Source organism: Caulobacter sp. CCNWLW153 (genome assembly GCF_036889365.1).
GTDB lineage: Bacteria > Pseudomonadota > Alphaproteobacteria > Caulobacterales > Caulobacteraceae > Caulobacter > Caulobacter radicis.
Map to the genome: position 1 here is coordinate 206,087 of NZ_JBAKFV010000001.1, position 19,324 is coordinate 225,410.

Genomic DNA, 19,324 nt, shown 5'->3' on the forward strand with positions numbered 1-19,324 from the left:
GCGACGACATCATGAGCGGAACGAAAGTGCTTTGGGGCCAGATCATCGTGGTGATGGGTCTGGCCTTGGCCGGCGTATGGCTGGCGACCGAATGGACCGCGTGGCAGCTGGGCTATCAGGCGGGCCTGGGACCACCCTGGTTCTGGCTGGCGGGCCATCCGATCTATCCGCCGCCAGCCTTCTTTTTCTGGTGGTTCGTGTACGACGCCTATGCGCCATCGGTGTTCGTCCGAGGCGCCTTTATCGCGGCCGCCGGCGCATTGATCGCGGTCCTGGTCGCCATCGCCATGTCGGTGTGGCGTGCGCGCGAGGCCGGCAAGGTGACGACCTATGGCTCAGCCCGCTGGGCCAGGACGCGGGATGTGAAGGCCGCCGGCATGCTCGGCGACGCTGGCGTCATCCTGGGGCGGTTCGGCCGTCGCTACCTGCGCCACAACGGCCCCGAGCATGTCCTGTGCTTTGCGCCGACGCGCTCGGGCAAGGGCGTGGGCCTCGTCGTCCCGACCCTTCTGACCTGGCCCGGCTCGGTCATCGTCCACGACATCAAGGGCGAGAACTGGGACCTGACGGCCGGCTTCCGCGCGACCTTCGGCGAGGTTCTCCGGTTCGACCCGACGCAGGTGTCGAGCAGTGCCTACAATCCGCTGATGGAGGTTCGCCGCGGTCCGACCGAGGTACGGGACGTTCAGAACATCGCCGACATGTTGGTCGATCCGGAAGGTGCGCTCGAGCGGCGCAGCCACTGGGATAAGACCAGCCATAGCCTTCTGGTCGGCGTCATCCTGCACGTACTCTACGCCGAATCCGACAAAACCTTAGCCGGCGTGGCCAACTTCCTGGCCGATCCGCGCCGCTCGATCGAGACCACCTTGCGCGTGATGATGCGCACCCCGCACCTCGGCGACCGACCACACCCGGTCGTGGCGTCCGCGGCCCGCGAGCTGCTTAACAAGTCAGACAACGAGCGGTCAGGCGTGTTGTCGACGGCGATGAGCTTCCTAGGACTCTATCGCGATCCGGTGGTCGCGGCTGTCACTTCCCGGTGCGATTGGCGCATCGCCGATCTTGTCGACGGGACCCGGCCGGTCAGTCTCTACCTGGTGGTCCCGCCGTCCGACATCAGCCGGACCAAACCGCTGATCCGGCTGATCCTCAACCAGATCGGTCGGCGCCTTACCGAAGAGTTGGACGAGGCCCAGTCGCGCCAGGAACTGCTTTGGATGCTGGATGAATTCCGGGCGCTCGGCCGTCTCGATTTTTTCGAGCAAGCGCTCGCCTTCATGGCCGGCTACCGCATGCGCGGATTTTTGATAGCGCAGAGCTTGAACCAGATTGAGGGCGCCTACGGGACCAACAATTCGATCCTCGATAACTGCCACGTCCGCGTCGCGTTCTCCACGAATGACGAAAGGACCGCACGCCGGATTAGCGAGAGCCTCGGCACGGCGACGGAGCTGCGCGCGATGAAGAACTATGCGGGCAACCGTCTTTCCCCGTGGCTTGGTCACCTGATGGTCAGCCGGCAGGAAACGGCTCGTCCTCTCCTCACCCAAGGCGAGGTCATGCAGTTGCCCCAGGACCAGGCCTTGGTGCTGGCCTCCGGCGCGCCGCCCATCCGCGCGCGAAAGGCGCGCTACTTCATGGACCGCCAACTGGCGGCGCGAATCCTGTCGGCGCCGGAATCACCCGGACGGACATCGACGAAGGACGCGCCGCCGTGGACCACGATCATGGCGGAAACGCCGCCGCCTGTTGGCGCTGCCGCAGGCCGGGAGGACGATGAAGGCGGTCATCAGATCGCGCCCGAGCTGGCCATGCCGCCGGCGCGGCCTGAGCCTGTCCCCGGGACCACGCCTAATGGCGAGGACCAGGACGTCGACGATCTATCGGTCGCCGCCGATCTGCAGCAGCGGTTTCGCGTCGCTGCCCGCCAGGTCGCGCTCGATCCGGACGATGGGATCGCCCTATGAGTATCGCCGGCATGATCGAGACCAAGGTCTATCTATCCGCCGACTTGGTCCGGTCGCTCGATGACGCGTCGCGGCGCCTGCGTCGGCCGAAGTCGGAGATCGTCCGTGCGGCGGTGGCGAGCTATCTGTCGCCTGATAGCGCCGAGGCGTTGGAGGCGGCGCTGGCGCGGCGGCTTGACCGGATGAGCCGGCAGGTCGATCGGCTGGAGCGCGATCTGACGATCTCAAACGAGACCTTGGCGCTTTATGTGCGGACCTGGCTGCGCAATGCGCCCTCAGTCCAGGGGGCGGACGAAACGGCCATAAACGACCTTTCGCGGGAACGCTACAGTCGTTTCATCGACGCTTTGGCGAGACGCCTATCCATGGGCAAACTGCTCCGGGATGAGGTCGGTCAGGAGATTTCAAACGAACAAGGTTGACTCATCGCTTCCGTTTGGAAGGTTCCGCTTCCTGGAAGCCGAGGCGAGGTGACCAGTACGATCCCGGCAACGGGAAAACCTGACTCTTGTCGGACCTCGAAAGGTCCGGTTCCCGGCAGCGACCAAGGCGACGGATGCAGATCCTGCGAACGGGGAGACCTGGCGCACCTTGGCCGCGGCGCCGAGGTCGGCGGGGCCGGAGAGGTGAAAGGAGAACTCCATAGCGTAGGGATGCTCGAGGAACGCTGCCCATAAGCCAATGCTGCCGAAGCCGACATTTTCGGGCTGTCGAGTCATCCAACCAGGCGTTGGATATCACGCCGCTTGCCGCTGAACGCCTCGTCCACATGGGCCATCAAGGCCTCAATATCCTCGATCTTCGATGCGGCCATCCCGCTGGCCACGGCGCGTACGCCATGCAACAGCTGCGCCAGGGCCGCCGATAGCGCGGTCTGCGATCGCCATTGATGACGACCCGCGCGCCCTCGCTGGCGAGCAGGCGCGCCGTCCCTGGGCCTATTCCAGAACCGCCGCCGGCGCCAAGGCGACCTTGCCGCGAACCTCCCGCTTCGACATTTGCAGTCAATGTACGGATAGGTTCGAACACTTGTAGGCGAAGACGCTGAATCTTCTCGGGGCAATCCTGAGATTGGCGTGGCCGGGCGGTTATAGGGGGGCCTGTTTTCTTATACCGGGCCCGCACGCGAGTTTGTTAAGCCGAAGGCCACGGTCGAGGATGCTGGGGGCACGCCACCCGGCGCCGCGCGACCGCTTCGAACGCTGCGGAAGGTACAGTTCACGTGATTATCGATTGCCACGGCCACTATACGACAGCGCCCGCCGCGCACGACGCCTGGCGACAGGCCCAGACCTCGGCGTTCAAGGTCGGTGGCGATATCGATCCGGCCTATCCCGAGATCACTGATGACGAGATTCGCGAGACCATCGAGAACAACCAGCTGCGTTTGCTGCGCGAACGCGGCGCCGACATGACGATCTTCTCGCCGCGCGCCTCGACCATGGCCCACCACGTCGGCGACGAGGCAGTCAGCCAGGCCTGGACCCGGCGCTGCAACGACCTGATCAAGCGCGTCGTCGACCTCTATCCGCAAACCTTCATCGGTGTCTGCCAACTGCCGCAGTCGCCGGGCGTGTCGATCGCCCATTCGATCGCCGAGCTGGAGCGCTGCGTAGGGGAGTTGGGCTTTGTGGGCTGCAACCTCAATCCCGATCCGTCCGGCGGCCACTGGACCAGCCCGCCACTGACCGACCGGGCCTGGTATCCGTTCTTCGAGAAGATGGTCGAGCTGGATGTCCCGGCGATGATCCACGTCTCCGGCTCGTGCAACCACAATTTCCACGCTACCGGCGCGCACTACATCAACGCCGACACCACCGCCTTCATGCAGTTCCTGGAAGGCGACCTCTTCAAGGACTTCCCGGACCTGCGGTTCATCATCCCGCACGGCGGTGGGGCGGTGCCCTACCACTGGGGCCGTTATCGGGGCCTGGCCGACATGCTCAAGAAGCCGGCCCTGCGCGATCACGTGATGAAGAACGTGTTCTTTGACACTTGCGTCTATCACCAGCCGGGCATCGACCTGCTGTTCAAGGTCATCGACATCGACAACATCCTATTCGGCTCTGAGATGGTCGGCGCGGTGCGCGGGATCGATCCGGAGACCGGGCAGTATTTCGACGACACCAAGCGCTATGTCGATGCCTTGGCGATCTCGGCGCAGGACAAGCACAAGGTGTTCGAAGGCAATGCGCGCCGCGTGTATCCGGGCCTGGACAAGATCCTGATCGCCCAGGGCCGCTAGGGCGTTATCGACCCAGCCCGAAAGCGAACGCCCGCCTGATCCAGGCGGGCGTTCTTCATTGGGCGTCTGGACTTTGAGAGCTTTGCCGCGAGGGTCAGTGGGTCTGGCGGCGAATGAAGGCCAGCACGGGGGCGTACACCGATGGGTCTCCGGCATTGACCGTATAGACCTCAGACATGTGGCCGTGCTGGGCCAGGATCAACCGTTCGTGCGGATACTTGGCGGCGGTGAGCGCATGCTCGAGGCCGTCGGCCTGGGCGACCATGTTGGGCGGATCGAACTCGGCGCCGGCGACCATCAGCGCCGCCCGCGACGCGACCAGGCCGACGGTCGACGACTGTTCGGCCAAACCCGCGGCCGGTCCGAAATAGACCTGGTCCGGCTTGCCGCCCATCTCGTAGATGCCCGAGCTGAGGACGGCCGCGCGCACGGCCTTCTGGCCGTCAGCCAGGTCCTGGTGGGCTTCGGGATGGGCCAGGTAGCTGGCGACGTGGGAGGCGCCAGCCGAGTGGCCCCAGATGATGATTTTGTCCGGATCGGCCCCGTATTTGGCCGCGTTCTGACGAGCCCAGCGCACTACGGTGGCCAGATCGCGCTGCACGGCCGGTCAGACGGCGGCCGGAGCCAGTTGGTAGTTCATGTTGACGCCGACCATGCCATTGGCGACGGCCCAGCTCATGATGTTGTCGTAGAACGGGCTGAGGTTTCCGTTGGGCAGATGGCTCTTGTCGTCGAAGCGGAAGGCCCCGCTGTGCACGAAGATCAGGATCGGCCGGCCCTTGCCCGGGGCCTTGGACGCGAAGAGGTCCAGGGTGTCCTTGGGGCCAGGTCCACAGGCGACGTCGCGCTGGACTGTCACCGTCGCGGGATCCGCCGGATGCTGCTGGGGCGCGTAGAGGGCGGCGGTCCCCATCGGGTCCACCCGGCGACCCATGGCCGCCAGCTTGGCGGCCAGTTCAGGCGCGGGTTGGGCCACGGCGAGGGCCGGGGCGCAGCCGAGACCGACCAGAAGGCTCAGCACGCAAGGCGTCAGGCGCATGGGAGCGCTCCTATTTGAGAGGAAGGGATCGCCCCTAGAGCCTGGCCGGGGCCAGCTTGGGGGAAAGGATGTGGATGGCGGCCAGGGCCACCAGGTAGGCGCTGCCGGCGACCACGAAGATCGGCGTATAGGTGCCGATCTGATCCAGCACGTTGCCGACGTACTTCGAGAAGGCCATGCCCCCGAAGGCGCCCAGCATGCCGCCGATGCCGACGACCGAACCGACCGCGCCGCGCGGGAAGACGTCCGACGGCAGGGTGTAGAGGTTGGCCGAGAAGCCCTGGTGGGCGGCGGTGGCGATGCCGATGATCAGCACGGCCAGCCAGACGCTGTCGGCCTTGGCGGCGAACATCACGGGCATGGCCAAGAGGGCGCAGACCAGCATGGTCAGCTTGCGGGCCTTGTTGATGCTGGCGCCGTTCTTCATCAGGGTCGACGACAGCCAGCCGCCGGCGACCGAACCGACGTCCGACAGCAGATAGATGGCGATCAGCGGCGGGCCGAAGGTCTTGAGATCCAGGCCATAGCGCTTGCCCAGGAAGTCGGGCAGCCAGAACAGGAACATCCACCAGATCGGGTCGATCAGGAACTTGCCCAGGGCGAAGGCCCAGGTCTCGCGCTTGGTCAGCAGCTTGGCCCAACCGATCTTCTCGAGGGGGTCGGCCGGATCCTGCTCGATATAGGCTAGTTCGGCGGGCGACAGGCGCTTCTGCTCACGCGGGCGGCGATAGACCAGCAGCCAGATCGGCAGCCAGACCAGGCCCGCGACGCCGGTGACGATGAAGGCCATCTGCCAGCCGAAGGCCAGCACGATGCCCGGTACGACCAGTGGGGTCACGATGGCGCCGATGTTGGTGCCGGCGTTGAACAGGCCTGTGGCGAAAGCGCGCTCCTTCTTGGGGAACCACTCGGCCACGGCCTTGATGCCGCCCGGGAAGCCGCCGGCTTCACCGATGCCTAAGCCCATGCGGGCGGCGACGAAGCCGGTGAAGCCAGCCGCCGCCGCGTGGGCGATGTGGGCGATCTGCCAGATGGCGAAGGCCACGCCGAAGCCCCAGCGGGCTCCGATGCGATCCATGATCCGACCCCAGGCCAGGTACGCGATCGCGTAGGCCAGTTGGAAGTAGAACACGAGGTCGGCGTAGTGCTTCTCGTTCCAGCCGAACTCGTGGGAGAGATCGGCCTTCAGCAGACCGATCGTCTGGCGGTCGACATAGTTGATCACCATCGCCGCGAAGAGCAGGCTGACGATCACCCACCGATACCGTCCGATCGTCTCGGACCCTGACCCCGACGATTGAGCCGGCGTCGTGCGCGTTTCCATGATGCTTTCCTTGCCCCTTTCGGGGTTCTGTCGCGGCGTGGCTAGGTCGGGCTCGATTTGGCCAAGCGACTTTCGATTTCGCCGACATAGCCGCGCGCGGCGTCGACAAAGGCCTGGGCGTTACGGAGCAGGGCGGTGTCGCCGCGCCGGATGAGGCCGGCGGGACGCAGCCGTCCGCCGATCTCCAGCGGCAGCAACCGCATCTCGCCGCGCAGCAGGTCGCCGGCCAGCATCATGTGCGGCATCACCGCGATGCTGTCGGTGGCGTAGAGGATTTCGCGGATCATCGCCGCCGAGCTGGAGCGCAACGGCTGCTTGGGTGTGACGCCGATCTCGGCCAGCAGGCCGTCGATCTCGCGGCCGACACGTTGGGAGACCGTCGGCAGCACTAGGGAATAGGCGCACAGCGCGGCCTTGGGATCGGTATGGGCGGCGAAGATCGGGTGATCGTGGCGGGCCAAGACCGAGATCGGTTCCGAATAGAACGGCGTGCGCACCAGGCCGTCGTCCTCGGGCATCGGATAGAGCTGGCCGATGATCAGGTCGATCTCACGCAGCGTCAGCAGGGCGATCAATTCCTCGGTGCGGCCTTGGGTGACCCGAACCTCGATGTCCGGCCGGGCGATCTTCAGGCGCGCAAGGGCGCCGGGCAGCACGCCGGCGGCGGCGACGGGCAGGGCGCCGACGATCACGGGGCCGCCATCGCCGCCTTCCAGCACGGCCAGCTCGTCCTCCAGGCGCGAGATCTCGGCCAGGAGGCGCCGGGCCGAAGCCGCGACCGTGCGGCCGAACGGCGTGGGGTCGGCGCCGCGCGCATGGCGATCAAAGAGCCTGGCCCCGACGATCTCCTCGACTTCCTGCAAGCTCTTGGTCAGAGCGGGCTGGGAAAGGCCCAGGGCCTTGGCGGCTTGCAGAATGCTCTCATGGGTGACAACCGCGTCGATCACCCGCAGATGCCGGAACTTCAGGCGCTGTTGGAGAAACCGCTGCACTAGTCGCCTCGCTGCTGGCTGGCCAGGGTCTTGACCCGCTCGGCGATCAGGTCGAGCAGGCCGATCAGATCCTCCTCGCCGTCGGCGGCCCGCGCCAGGCCCAAGGCACCTTGCCGCGCCTGCACTTCGACCATGGCGAAGGTCATCGGCGCGTCAAGGTCGGCGGCCATCTGCATCTTGACCGCCTCGACCATCTCCTCGCTGCGCCGCCGGCCGTGCACCAAGGGACGCGACAGCAGATAGCGCGCCAGGCCCGGCCAGTCGGGATGGGGAATGGTGTTGGAGAGGGAAGCCAGGACCTCATCCTCCACGCCATAGTGGCGGGCGCTGGCCAGGCTTTCGGTGACGATGGCCTCCAGGCCCTTGACGAAGATGCTGCGCGACAGCTTCACGGCCGAGGCCTGGCCAATCTCGTAGCTATCGGGTCTGGCGGCAAAACCCAGTTCGGCCAGGAGGGGCGCGATGGCCTGCGCCGACGGCCCGCCCAGCAGGATCGGGGTCTTCAGGCGCTTGGGTCCGATCGGGGCCATGACAGCGCCCTCGACGTAGCGGGCGCCGATGGTGTTGGCCTGCGCCTGGCGGGTCTGGGGCGCGACGGAGTTGAGGTCGAGGAAGAATGCCAGGCCCAGATAGGGCGCGGCGGCGCGGGCGACGTTCAGCGCCTCGCCGGCGGTGACGGCGCTGATCACAAGATCGCGGTCGGCGCAGGCTTCTTCGATATCGACCTTGGTCCGCGCACCACGCGAGGCCGCGGCGCGGGACGGCGGCGAGTCTGGATCGTCGAACAGACGGTCGTGGACGACGACGTCCGTGAAGCCGGCGGCGGCCAGGTCCGAACCCAGGGTCTGGCCGACCTCGCCATAGCCGATCAGGGCCAGGCGCGGGCTCATGGGCGACCGTCCCAGACGGCGGCGGGGACGAAGACCTGGCCGGCCATCAGGAGGCGGGCCGTGCGCAGCAGGGCGGCCGACACCACCTCGCCCTCGGGCGAGCGGGTCAGCAGGGCGGTGAACTCTCCAGTCGGATGCTCGACGCTGACGGTCAGCTCGCCGCCCGTGTCCGGCAAGACCGCGACGCTGGCGGCCACGGAACCTGGCAGGCAGGCGGCCGTGGCGACGCTGACCGCGCCGAACACGCCGATCGCCTTGTGGACGGTGTGGGGGATGAAGCTCCGGGTGGAGAGCGCCCCGCCGGCGGTCGGCGGGGAAACCAGCGTGACCTTGGGCACGGTGGCGTTCGTCACATCGCCCAGGTTCATCAGCCTGCCGGCCTTGAGGCGAATGGCTTCGACCTTGGCGCGCAGTGTGGCGTTGGCTTCCAGCTCGGCGGGAGGCTCGTCGCCGCGCACGCCCAGGTCAGCGGCGCGGACGACCACGACGGGCATGCCGTTGTCGATCAGGGTCACCTCGACGCCTTCGATCACATCCATGGCGTTGCCGGTCGGCAGCAGGGCGCCGCAGGACGAACCGGCCACGTCGGCGAAGGTGATCGGGATAGGCGCGGACGCGCCGGGGACACCGTCGATGCGGCAGTCACCGGCATAGTTCACCCGGCCGCCGGGGTTCTGGATCTTCGCGGTGGCCAAGCCGTCGGTGTTGCGCATGAAAATGCGCACGTCGGTGTGCTCACCCGTGGCCGGCAGGAGGCCGGTCTCGATCGCGTAGGGACCGACCCCGGCGAGGATGTTGCCGCAGTTCTGGCGATCGGAGACCAAGGCTTCGGCCACCGAGACCTGCAGGAAGAGATAGTCGATGTCCGCATCGGGCCGCGACGGCGGCGACAGGATCGCCACCTTGCTGGTCAGGGAGTCGGCGCCGCCCATGCCGTCGATCTGGCGCGGGTCGGGCGAGCCGATGGCCGCCAGCAGCACCTGATCGCGCAGCTTGGGATCAGCCGGCAGATCCTTGGCGTGGAAATAGAGTCCCTTGGACGTGCCGCCGCGAAAGATCAGGCACGGGATGGCGGTCTGCATCCTCAGACGTCCTGGCTTTCGACATAGGTGAGGCCAGCCGCGGCCAGCGTCTCGCGCATCTTGTAGAGATCAAGCCCGAGGATCCCGCTGGCCAGCTTCGCCCGCTTGTCTTCCTCATTGGCTTCCCGGGCGGCCGAGGCGGCGCGCACGGTCTCGGCGGATTTGCGCCCGACCACCACCACGCCGTCATCATCGGCCACGATCACGTCGCCAGGGCGGACCAGCGCGCCGCCGCAGACGATCGGAACATTGACGCCGCCCAGCGTGGCCTTGACCGTGCCTTGGGCGGAGATGGCGCTGGACCAGACCGGAAAGCCCATGTCCTTGAGGGTGGCGATGTCGCGCACGCCCGCGTCGATGATCAGGCCACGCACGCCGCGCGCCATCAGGGACGTGGCCAGAAGATCCCCGAAATAGCCCGCGTCGCAGGCCGAGGTCGGCGCCACCACCAGGACGTCGCCCGGCTGGCATTGCTCGACGGCGACATGCAGCATCCAGTTGTCGGCCGGCGGGACCAGGACGGTCACGGCGGTCCCGGCGATGTGGGCGCCAGGCCAGATCGGCCGAAGTTTGGGACACAGCAGGCCCGTACGCCCCTGGGCTTCGTGCACGGTGGCCACGCCAAAAGCCTGCAGCCCTTCGACGGCGACCTTGTCGGCGCGCGGTGGATTCTGGACGACCTTGTTCAACGGCGGCGCTCCTGGCGGTTGGGAGGCGTCGGCGCCGTAGCCAGGCCACGGACATGGACCGTGAAGATCAACATCGTGCCTCGTCCTCCCGATAGGTTTCTTTTCACGACGACCCGAGGTGGCGATGGCGCGGGGTCAGGCGTGGCCGGACCTGGCTAGCACCGGCCGTCCTCGCTCACGTATACATTTTGGGAACGAGGTATAACCAAATGCGGCGCCCGGCGCGTTGGCGCGCTCGCGCGGCTCAGTCCGTTATAGCCCCTTCGGATTTGTTATACCTGCGCCGCTCGGCCGGCTTGATAACGGCATGGGGTCTAAGCCGGACAAGGCGGGAGGATCCGATGGCGTCTGCACATTCCAAGTCTGCCCTTGGCGGGCGCAGGCCTGCCTTGGCCGTCTTCCTCTCGCTGGCACTGGCCGTCTGTGGCGCTGCTCAGGCTCAGCCCACGGGGCTCGCGGCGCTCGAGGCGCTTAAACCCGTCATGTCGTGCGAAGCCCTGGCCAGCGCCAATATCGACGCGGTGGTCGGCGCCAAGACCACCATCACCTCGGCCCAGATGGCCGGAAGCGGCGACAAGGTGTTTTGCGCCGTGCAGGGCGTCATCGCGCCGAAGATCCGCTTCGAGCTGCGCCTGCCGACCAATGGTTGGACCCAGCGCTACCTGCAGGTCGGCTGCGGGGGGCTGTGCGGCGTGCTGAACATCCGCACCGAGCACGCCGATGGCTGCACGCCGGTCAAGGACGGCGCCATCGCCTTGGCCTCGACCGACATGGGTCATGAGGGCAAGGGCGGCATGGCGGCCATGGGCGACGGGGTCTTCGGGACCGACCCGCAGGCCCGCGTCGACTTCGCCTATCGCGGCGTGCATCTGACGGAGGTGGCCTCCAAGGCCCTGATCGCCAAGTTCTACGGCCGCGAGCCGAAGTTCTCATACTTCTCGGGCTGTTCGGACGGCGGGCGCGAGGCGCTAATGGAGGCCCAGCGCTTCCCGGGCGATTTCCATGGGATCGCCGCCGGCGCTCCGGCCACCTACTTCACCGTCCAAAACAGTTTCTACCACGCCTGGCAGGCGGCCTCGAACACAGGGGCGGACGGCAAGGCGTTGCTGATCTCATCGCGCCTGCCGATCCTGCACACCGCCGCCGTGGCGTCCTGCGACGCGGTCGATGGCGTCAAGGACGGCCTGATCGCCGACCCGCGCGCCTGCAAGTTCGACCCCGTCGTGGCCCAGTGCAAGGACGGCCAGCCGGCCGACGCCTGCCTGACCGCCGCCGAGGTCGCCACCGCCCGCAAGCTCTATGACGGTCCGGTAGACGAGAAGGGCCGCCACTTCACTTTCGGCCAACCGCAGGTGGGGTCGGAGCTGTCGTGGACCGGCGTCTTCGTACCGCGCTCGGTCGATGAGCGGGCCATGAGCTACGGCGCGGCCGAGCAACCACTGAAATACCTGTTGTCGCCCGTCAATCCGGCCGCCAGCTACACGCTCGCGGACTTCAAGTTCACCGGCGCGCAGTTCGCGGCGCTCTCCTGGGCGCACAAGCTCTACGACGCCACCGAGACCGATCTGTCGGCGTTCTCGGCCAAAGGCGGCAAGCTGATCGTCTGGCACGGCTGGTCGGACCCGCACATCTCGCCGCTGGGCACGATCGCCTACCGCGACGCGGTGGTGAAGACGTTGGGGCAGGGGGAGGCCGACAAGATGATGCGCCTGTTCCTGATCCCGGGGCTCTATCACTGCGCCGGCGGCGACGGCTTCAATCAGTTCGACATCGTCTCGCCGCTGATGGCTTGGGTCGAGGGCGGCGCGGCGCCGGACGTCGTCATGGCTGCTCATGTCGAGCAGCCCGCGTTCGGCCCCCCGCCTGGAGGCCGTCCGATGGGCCCGCCGCCAGCCGGCGCGGGTCCGGGGGCTGCGCCCGCAGGCGCCCCGTCGATGGGCGCCGCGTCGCCGCCGGCCCCCACACGCGTGCGCCCGGTTTTCGCCTATCCGCAGGTGGCCAGCTATGTGGGGTCTGGGTCGATCGATGCACCCGAGAGTTTCGTGGCCAAAACCCCGGCTGTGGCCTGGGCACCGCGCGACGCCTACGCGGCCGCCTTGCTGGCGCCGCGCTTCCACAACGATTGCACCGTCGACGGCGCGGGTCTTTCCTGCGTCTCCAGCGCCAAGCCGTAAGGACAAGTTCATGGCCAAACTCATCGGCGCGATCGGTGTCTCCCACACCCCGACCATCGGCTATGCGCGTGACCGAGACCTTTCCGGCGATCCGGTCTGGGCGCCGATCTTCGAGGCCTTCGCGCCGCTGAAGACCTGGCTAGAGGACAAAAAGCCCGACGCGCTGGTGATGATCTACAACGATCACGTCACGTCGTTCTCGTTCAACCACTACTCGGCCTTCGCGCTGGGGGTGGGGGAGGCCTACGAGGTCGCCGACGAGGGCGGCGGGCCGCGCGATCTGCCGCCCGTGCCGGGCCACGCGCCGCTGGCCCGCTGGCTCACGCGGGCGATCATGGCCCAGGATTTCGACCTGTCGGTGTTCCAGCACAAGGCGCTGGATCACGGCTGTCTGTCGCCGCTGTCGCTGCTGACGCCGCCGGGCGAGGAAAGCTGGCCGATCCCGATCGTGCCGCTGCAATGCGGCGTGCTGCAGTTTCCCGCGCCCACGGCCCGGCGCTGCCTGAACCTGGGGAAAGCCCTTCGCAAGGCGATCGACGCCTGGCCGGAGGACGCGCGGGTGGTGGTGGTCGCCACCGGCGGCCTGTCGCACCAGGTCCACGGCGAGCGGGCCGGGTTCAACAACACCGCCTGGGACGAGGAATTCCTCGATCTGTTGGTCAAGGACCCTGATCGCCTCGCCGATATGACCCATGCCGACTACGCGCGGCTGGGCGGCTTCGAAAGCGCCGAGGTGATCATGTGGCTGATCATGCGCGGGGCGCTATCCAAGGACATCGCCTGCCGGCACAGCACCTACTATCTGCCGTCGATGACCGCGATCGCCACAGTGCTCTACGAAGACCTGGGCAAGGATACCGCTGCCTCTGAAGCCGAAGCTGTGCGAAAAGCCGCGACCCACCAGCTGGAGGGCGTCGAGGCGCTGGAAGGCACCTATCCCTTTACGCTGGAGACCAGCGCCAAGGCCTACGGGATCAACCGCTTCCTGCAGGGGCTGATCGAACCGGCGGCGCGCCAAAGCTTCCTGGCCGATCAGGAGGCCGCCTTCGAGGCCGCCGGCCTGTCGTCAGAAGAACGCGACCTGATCCGCGAGCGCGACTGGATGGGCCTCATCCGCTACGGCGCGATCTTCTTCGTGCTCGAAAAGCTTGGCGCGGTGGTCGGCGTGCCCAATCCTCAGATCTACGCGGCCATGAAAGGCATGACACTGGACGCTTTCCTGGCCACGCGGAACGCCAAGATCACTTATTCGGTCGCGCGCAAGTAATCCGCCCCGCCGCGGATTCCAATTCAGTTATAGGTCCCGGTTTTTATCTATACCGGCATCGGCCAGTCCCCCTGTTAGCCAAGACAACAGCTCAGCAAGAGCGCTTCAAGCGGCCCAAGAGCGCCGTCCCTCGGGACGGCGTCTCACGAGACGGCCGCCCTGTCTCGACGACCAAGGAGGGAACTTTGACTCGACACCTGGCCTTGAAATTGGCCCTGCTGACCTCGGCCTTGGCGCCGGTCGGCCTGGCTTCCCAAGCCTACGCCCAGGAGAAGGCCGCCGCCGCTCCGACCACCACGATCGAAGAAGTGATTGTCACGGCGCAGAAGAAGACCGAGCTGGCGTCCAAGACGCCCATCGCCCTGACCGCCTACAACGGCGAGAACCTGAAAGCCCAGGGCGTGGTCAGCGTTTCGGACCTGCAGAACCTGGCCCCGTCGGTGAACATCGGCCGTGACGGTTTTGGCGTGAACACCAACATCCGCGGCGTCACCACCACCGACACCACCAGCAAGGGCGAGCAGGGGATTTCGTTCAACGTCGACGGCGTGGCCATCGGTCGTCCGGCGATCCAGGGCCTGTCGTTCTTCGACGTTGAGCGCGTTGAGGTCCTGCGCGGCCCGCAAGGCACGCTCTACGGCAAGAGCAGCACTGGCGGCGCCATCAACGTCATCACCGTCAAGCCCAAGGACCATTTCGAAGCCGCGGCCAATGTCGAATACGGCAACTACAACACCCGCCGCGCCGATGCGTTCGTGAACCTGCCCGTCGGCGAGAAGCTGGCCTTCCGCGCGGCGGTCAACACCAACAAGCGCGACGGCTATGTCTATCCGGCTGACGGCTCGCCGGCCCGCAACGACCAGGACGACATCTCGGCGCGCCTGTCGGGCCTGGCCAAGTTCAATGAGGACACCAGCCTGTTGGTCTCCACGACGTTCGGCCATGTCGGCAGCGTCGGCCCGGCCGGGATCCCGTACAACTACCTTGTCACCAAATCGAGCCAGGACGCGCGACACGTCTTCGGAAACCCGTTCGGCAGCAAGACCAACGAGGACTTCCACAACTACAACGTCGAGTTCAAGACCGCCTTCAACGGCGTGGCGCTCGACTATATCGGCGCCCAGCACCGGTTCTCGGCCAATGACCGCACGTCCTCGACCAACGATCCGTTGGGCAATTACACGGGTCCCCCGCCGGCGATCGGCACCTATGCCTGGCGCCAGTATCGCGGCCACGTGAAGACCGACTCGCACGAAGCGCGCGTGTCCAACGCCGAGCCCGGTCGTTTCGATTGGGTCGTCGGCGCCAACTACACCAAGGAAGATATCCACGAGAGCGACCATAATTGGTCGGCCCGCGTGACTAATCCGACCCTGGCCGGCAGCAGCAACGGCATTGACCCGCTGAACAACACCGTCCACACGTCCAAGGGCGCGTTCGCTCAGGGCACGTTCCACGTCAATGACCGCTTCAACGTGACCGCTGGCGTCCGCCGCTCGTCCGACGAGGTAAATCGCCAAGGCACCTTCGCCGCCGGCCCCGGTCCCTGGAAGAACCCGCAAGGCGGGGTGTGCGTCGCGCCCGACGACTGCGTCGGCACGGTCAATAACGGTTATCAGAGCGCCAAGAAGACCACCTACCGCCTGGCGGCCGACTATCAGATCGCTGAAGGCCAGATGGTCTTTGCCTCGGCGGCCTCGGGCTACAAGGCTGGCGGTTTCAACGACTTCGAACCGACCACCGGCAAGGTCGGCACCTACAATCCCGAAAGTCTGACCGCCTACGAAGTCGGCTATAAGGGACGGCCGATGTCGAACCTGCAGATCAACACCACGGCCTTCTACTACGACTACACGAAGGCGCAGGTCTCCAGCCGGATCAACTTCTCGGGCACCACCGTGATCTACACCCGCGCCGTGCCGGTGACGATCTGCGGGGTGGAGACCGAGGCCAAGTTCAAACCGACGCCGAACGACTCGATCGACCTGGCCGCGACCTTCATGAAGTCGGAATACAAGCACTTCCTGGCGGGGATCCTGCAGAACGTCGACTGGTCGGACTATCGTCTCGACAAGACGCCGAAGGTGGCTCTGACCGGCGCCTACTCCCACGTCTGGGAACTGGCCAGCGGCGGCTCGATCACCGGACGCGTGGCTTCGAAATATTCGAGCGGCTACCTGACCAGCGACTTCGTCAACGCCAAGCAGTTTAAGCAGGAAAGCTTCACCCGCACGGACGCGTCCCTGACCTATGCCGACGGCGACGGCCGCTTCACGCTGAGCGGCTTCGTCAAGAACCTCGAAAACGATCTGCAAATGATCAACTCGCCAGGCAGCTACTCGGCCACGGTCGTCAACGCCGCCTCGGTCGCGATCAGCGAACCGCGCATGTACGGGGTGCGGATCGGCATTCGCTACTGATCCAAACTCATCCCTCCCGAGGAGGATGCGCCGCCCCCCCCCATCGGCGCCTTGACTGGCCCGGCGCGTTCACGCGCCGGGCTTCCTCTTAGCCCGCGCTGTTCGGCCTTGCGCCCGCCGCGATCCAGACGAGGAGACGGCCATGATCCAAGCTTTTGAAAGTCGCCGCGCGCGCCCAGGCGCTGATCGCAAGGATAGGGCTGGGCGCGAGCGCGGGCTTGGTCGGCGGGGTGATGATCTGGATCTACGAGGCTTTGGTTTGGGTCGGCGCGCAGCACCTGCTGACGATCGCCGCCATCCCGGCCAACGCCACGGGCCTGATCTTGGGCAAGGCCGTCCAAGCCAGTCTTGGGCCGTGGGCCTATGTCCTGGGAACGATGATCCAGTTCGCCTTCGCCGCCGGAGTGGGGCGCTGGGTTCGCGCTCATCTGGCCAGCCTTCCAGCGACGGGGCGTGGAGGCCACGCTGGTGGCCCTAGGCTATGCGATCGTGGCCTGGATCGTCATGCATGTGGCGATCGTCGTCGCCGGGCACGAACATCCCAACTATCTCGACCCGGTCGTGGTGATCGGCGGTTTCATGTCGCACTTTGACTCATCGCTTCCGTTCGGAGGGTCCGCTTTCTGCCAGCGGCCGCCGCGCCGTCGAAGTCGGCGCTGCAAACGGGGAAACCTGACTCCTCGGGGGAGTGGGAAAGGTCTGCTTCCTAGGGCCGGTGGGAGGGCTACTACGAGCCCGCCCACACCTTCCTCTCCCATGTGCAAGCGCTATCAGGTCATGCGCTTCTGCTATGTAGGGCCCGAGGGACACGCTGATCATTGGCATGGCAAGGTCTTTGGCGCCGCCAGCAAGGCGGAGCTTAGGGGGATGCATGTCGCCACGTATGTCAGTCGGCTCCATGGCGGCCGTACTCGCAAGCCTGGCCAGTCTTGCGACCGCCGTGGCGGCCGATGGCCCCTCGCCGGACGCTATACGCTGGCGCCTGCAGCATGGCCGCGAAATGCAGCCCACCACCGGTCTCCTGCACAGCGCCGCGCCGTCTGCGCTTGCCAAGGGCCCATCCCTGGACGTCGAGGCGATCGGTTTCGACTATCCCGTCGGCGCGCGGGTCAATTTTAACACCTACCGCCAGGCCATGAAACTCGACGGGCTTATCGTGCTGAAGGACGGCAAGGTGGTCTTCGAGCGCTACTACGACGGGATGAAACCGCATGGGGTCCATAACTGGGCCTCGATGTCCAAGTCCGTGGTCGGCGTCGTAGCGCTCCGGCTGGCGGCTCAGGACGTCATCGATCTGGACGCACCCGTCGCTCGCTACGTGCCCGAACTTGCCGCAACGCCTTTCGGCGTGGCGAGCTTGCAGCAAAATCTCGATATGCGCGTATCGGTGAGCTATCCCAAGGCTCTTCCGCCCGACCGCGGTCTCTTCGCCGCCGCGGGCCTGGCGCCCGTTCCGCCCGGCGCGCCAGCAACGATCCATGAGTTTCTGAAGGCGGCCTTGCCGGGCGCCGAGCCTCACGGCGAGAGCTTCTACTATCAGAACGGTTCGACAGAAGCGGTGGCATGGGCGCTTGAGGCCGCCTCGAGAAAGTCGCTGGCCGAACTGGTCAACACTTATGTCTGGGCTCCTATGGGGGCCGCCGATGACGGCTACTATCTGGTCGATCGGTCGCGGACGGCGTTCGCGGCAGGAGGGATCTTCTCGACGCTGCGCGATGCCGCCCGCTTTGGCGAGTTCGTATGCCGCGGCGCGGGGAGCGATCTGTCGCCTCGAGTGACCGATTGGTCGAAGGCGCCGCCGAGTCTGAGCGAAAGCTTCCGCTATCGTGACTTCTGGTGGCGCGGTCGCCGGGGCGCCTTCGCGCTCGGACGTTACGGCCAGCGTATCGCGATCGTCCCCGACAAGGGGCTCGTCATTGCGCAGTTCGCCGCCTATGGCGACGATCGTCCGCGAGCGACCTCCGGCCAGGAGACCGCCAAGGCCAAAGCCGCCGACCTGCGTGACGGCGAGGCCTTCGAAGCCTTGACCATGGCGATCGCCGAGCGCTTCTAGAACCTAGTCGGCGGACGCCTTGGTAGAGCGCGGAGGCTCCATGCAGTTGCGGCAATTGGAACACGTCGTCGCCGTCGTTTCCGCAGGCAGCTTCAGCGCCGCGGCGCGCAACCTGCGCATCGCCCAGCCGACGCTGAGTCGCAGCATAGCGCAGCTTGAATCGAGCCTGGGCCTCAGGCTCTTCGAGCGCGCCGAAGCCGGGGCCAGGGCCACGGCTGTCGGGGTGTTGCTGGCGTCACGGGGCGAGGAAATCCTCGGCTCGATCGCGGCGCTGACCGAGGAGCTTCAGGGTCTGGCCAGAGGGGCGCATGGCCGCTTGAGGGTCGGGGTCGGGCCGGCCAGCAAGATAAGGCCGCTGCCCCAGTTTGCGGCCGTGATCGCCCGTACAGAACCGCACCTTCAGCTCGAGATGCGCCAGGACAGCGGTCGCGCGATCGTCGAAGGCCTCAGCAATGGCCAGTACGATATCGTGCTGACCTTCTCGGAGAACGCCGTCGAGCACGGCGACCTGATCCGGCACAAGCTGTTTGAGGACCGCATCGTGGCCGTCGTGCGGCCAGGTCATCCGCTGCAGGGATCCGGCAAGCGGCGGCTTGACGAGATGGCCGACCATCCCGTCGCCTCGTTCCGGTTGGCCAGCGATTTTAGCCCGGGGGAGTTGAGCAGGGCCCAGCAGGCCAATCTGCAAGCCCTCATGACCGACGACGGCGCGATGATCCGGCAGTTCGCCCTCTACCACGGCCACATCGGTCTGGCGCCGCGCTTCCTGTTCGAGGATTTGCTGGCGGATGGACGCGTCGTGGAATTGGAGCTCGACGCAGCGCCTGTCTATGATTGCTGGCTGCTGGTCGCCCGCCGCAGTTGGGCCTTGCCGCTGGCGGGCGTTCTGGCGGGTCTGGTGCGGCGCGAGCTTGCTGAGCCTTCGCCCCCTCAAGAGACCCTTGCCCCCTGAAGCGCAGAGCGGTCCCGGCCTGCGCGCGACAAGCGCGAAATTCTCAATTGGCCGCCAGCAATTCTATGAAACTCGTGGCGGGCAAGTAGTGACGCCGTTTTTGCGCAGCCATGCCTGCTGTGTATGGCCTTCGCATAGCTTGCCGGTATTGCGGCTACACAGCTGCAATGCCTAGCGTCCATCCTCAAGGGCCGGATCAATATATAAGCAACGCTCATAAGCGTCCA

The 19,324-nt window shown here is 66.3% G+C and carries 15 protein-coding genes; 8 read left to right on the plus strand and 7 right to left on the minus strand.

Annotated elements, in window-relative coordinates; genetic code table 11:
* The first annotated feature begins 11 nt into the window (after positions 1-11).
* The 3 genes from V6S85_RS00850 (at position 12) to V6S85_RS00860 (ending at position 4,215) form a co-directional block, all read left to right on the plus strand.
* Entirely contained in the window at positions 12-1,970 is a 1,959-nt protein-coding gene (locus V6S85_RS00850; RefSeq protein ID WP_334347669.1) for a conjugal transfer protein TraG, read from the plus strand.
* A complete protein-coding gene (locus V6S85_RS00855) occupies positions 1,967-2,392 on the plus strand; it encodes a ribbon-helix-helix protein, CopG family (protein ID WP_334347670.1) in 426 nt (141 codons plus the stop codon). Before V6S85_RS00850 ends, V6S85_RS00855 begins: the two co-directional genes overlap by 4 nt.
* Positions 2,393-3,192: 800 nt before the next feature.
* Positions 3,193-4,215: an amidohydrolase family protein gene (locus V6S85_RS00860; protein WP_334347671.1), complete on the plus strand. Its 1,023-nt coding sequence runs from the start codon at positions 3,193-3,195 to the stop codon at positions 4,213-4,215.
* A gap of 94 nt (positions 4,216-4,309) precedes the next feature.
* On the opposite strand, the gene V6S85_RS00865 is transcribed toward V6S85_RS00860, so the two are convergent.
* From V6S85_RS00865 to V6S85_RS00895, 7 genes are read right to left on the minus strand one after another with little or no spacing between them, the layout of a single operon-like run.
* Complete coding sequence (locus V6S85_RS00865) at positions 4,310-4,816, minus strand: alpha/beta hydrolase (protein ID WP_334347672.1); 507 nt, start codon at positions 4,814-4,816, stop codon at positions 4,310-4,312.
* A 6-nt stretch (positions 4,817-4,822) separates the two neighbouring features.
* Entirely contained in the window at positions 4,823-5,254 is a 432-nt protein-coding gene (locus V6S85_RS00870; RefSeq protein WP_334347673.1) for a hypothetical protein, read from the minus strand.
* 34 nt (positions 5,255-5,288) lie between these two features.
* Complete coding sequence (locus tag V6S85_RS00875; RefSeq protein WP_334347674.1) at positions 5,289-6,578, minus strand: MFS transporter; 1,290 nt, start codon at positions 6,576-6,578, stop codon at positions 5,289-5,291.
* Positions 6,579-6,619: 41 nt separating this feature from the next.
* Positions 6,620-7,570: a LysR substrate-binding domain-containing protein gene (locus V6S85_RS00880; RefSeq protein WP_334347675.1), complete on the minus strand. Its 951-nt coding sequence runs from the start codon at positions 7,568-7,570 to the stop codon at positions 6,620-6,622.
* A complete protein-coding gene (locus tag V6S85_RS00885; RefSeq protein ID WP_334347676.1) occupies positions 7,570-8,460 on the minus strand; it encodes an NAD(P)-dependent oxidoreductase in 891 nt (296 codons plus the stop codon). The genes V6S85_RS00880 and V6S85_RS00885 overlap by 1 nt, the downstream gene beginning before the upstream one ends.
* Positions 8,457-9,542, minus strand: a complete 1,086-nt coding sequence (locus V6S85_RS00890; RefSeq protein WP_334347677.1) for a 4-oxalomesaconate tautomerase — start codon at positions 9,540-9,542, stop codon at positions 8,457-8,459. The genes V6S85_RS00885 and V6S85_RS00890 overlap by 4 nt, the downstream gene beginning before the upstream one ends.
* A gap of 2 nt (positions 9,543-9,544) precedes the next feature.
* Positions 9,545-10,231 carry a 4-carboxy-4-hydroxy-2-oxoadipate aldolase/oxaloacetate decarboxylase gene (locus tag V6S85_RS00895; RefSeq protein ID WP_334347678.1) on the minus strand — a complete coding sequence of 229 codons (687 nt, stop codon included), beginning with the start codon at positions 10,229-10,231 and terminating at the stop codon, positions 9,545-9,547.
* A gap of 482 nt (positions 10,232-10,713) precedes the next feature.
* Between V6S85_RS00895 and V6S85_RS00900 the strand changes: the two genes are divergently transcribed.
* The 5 genes from V6S85_RS00900 to V6S85_RS00920 all read left to right on the plus strand — a co-directional run bounded on the left by V6S85_RS00900 (position 10,714) and on the right by V6S85_RS00920 (position 19,097).
* Positions 10,714-12,405 carry a tannase/feruloyl esterase family alpha/beta hydrolase gene (locus V6S85_RS00900; protein ID WP_334347679.1) on the plus strand — a complete coding sequence of 564 codons (1,692 nt, stop codon included), beginning with the start codon at positions 10,714-10,716 and terminating at the stop codon, positions 12,403-12,405.
* Between the two features lie 10 nt (positions 12,406-12,415).
* Positions 12,416-13,672 (plus strand): gallate dioxygenase, encoded by a 1,257-nt coding sequence (locus tag V6S85_RS00905; protein WP_334347680.1) that lies wholly within the window; start codon positions 12,416-12,418, stop codon positions 13,670-13,672.
* Positions 13,673-13,857: 185 nt separating this feature from the next.
* The gene (locus tag V6S85_RS00910; RefSeq protein WP_334347681.1) at positions 13,858-16,092 is read left to right on the plus strand and encodes a TonB-dependent receptor; all 2,235 of its coding nucleotides are present in this window, start codon (positions 13,858-13,860) and stop codon (positions 16,090-16,092) included.
* A gap of 871 nt (positions 16,093-16,963) precedes the next feature.
* On the plus strand, positions 16,964-18,145 hold the full coding sequence (locus V6S85_RS00915; protein ID WP_334347682.1) for a serine hydrolase domain-containing protein: 1,182 nt from the start codon (positions 16,964-16,966) through the stop codon (positions 18,143-18,145).
* A 40-nt stretch (positions 18,146-18,185) separates the two neighbouring features.
* Entirely contained in the window at positions 18,186-19,097 is a 912-nt protein-coding gene (locus V6S85_RS00920; protein ID WP_334347683.1) for a LysR family transcriptional regulator, read from the plus strand.
* Positions 19,098-19,324: the final 227 nt, after the last annotated feature.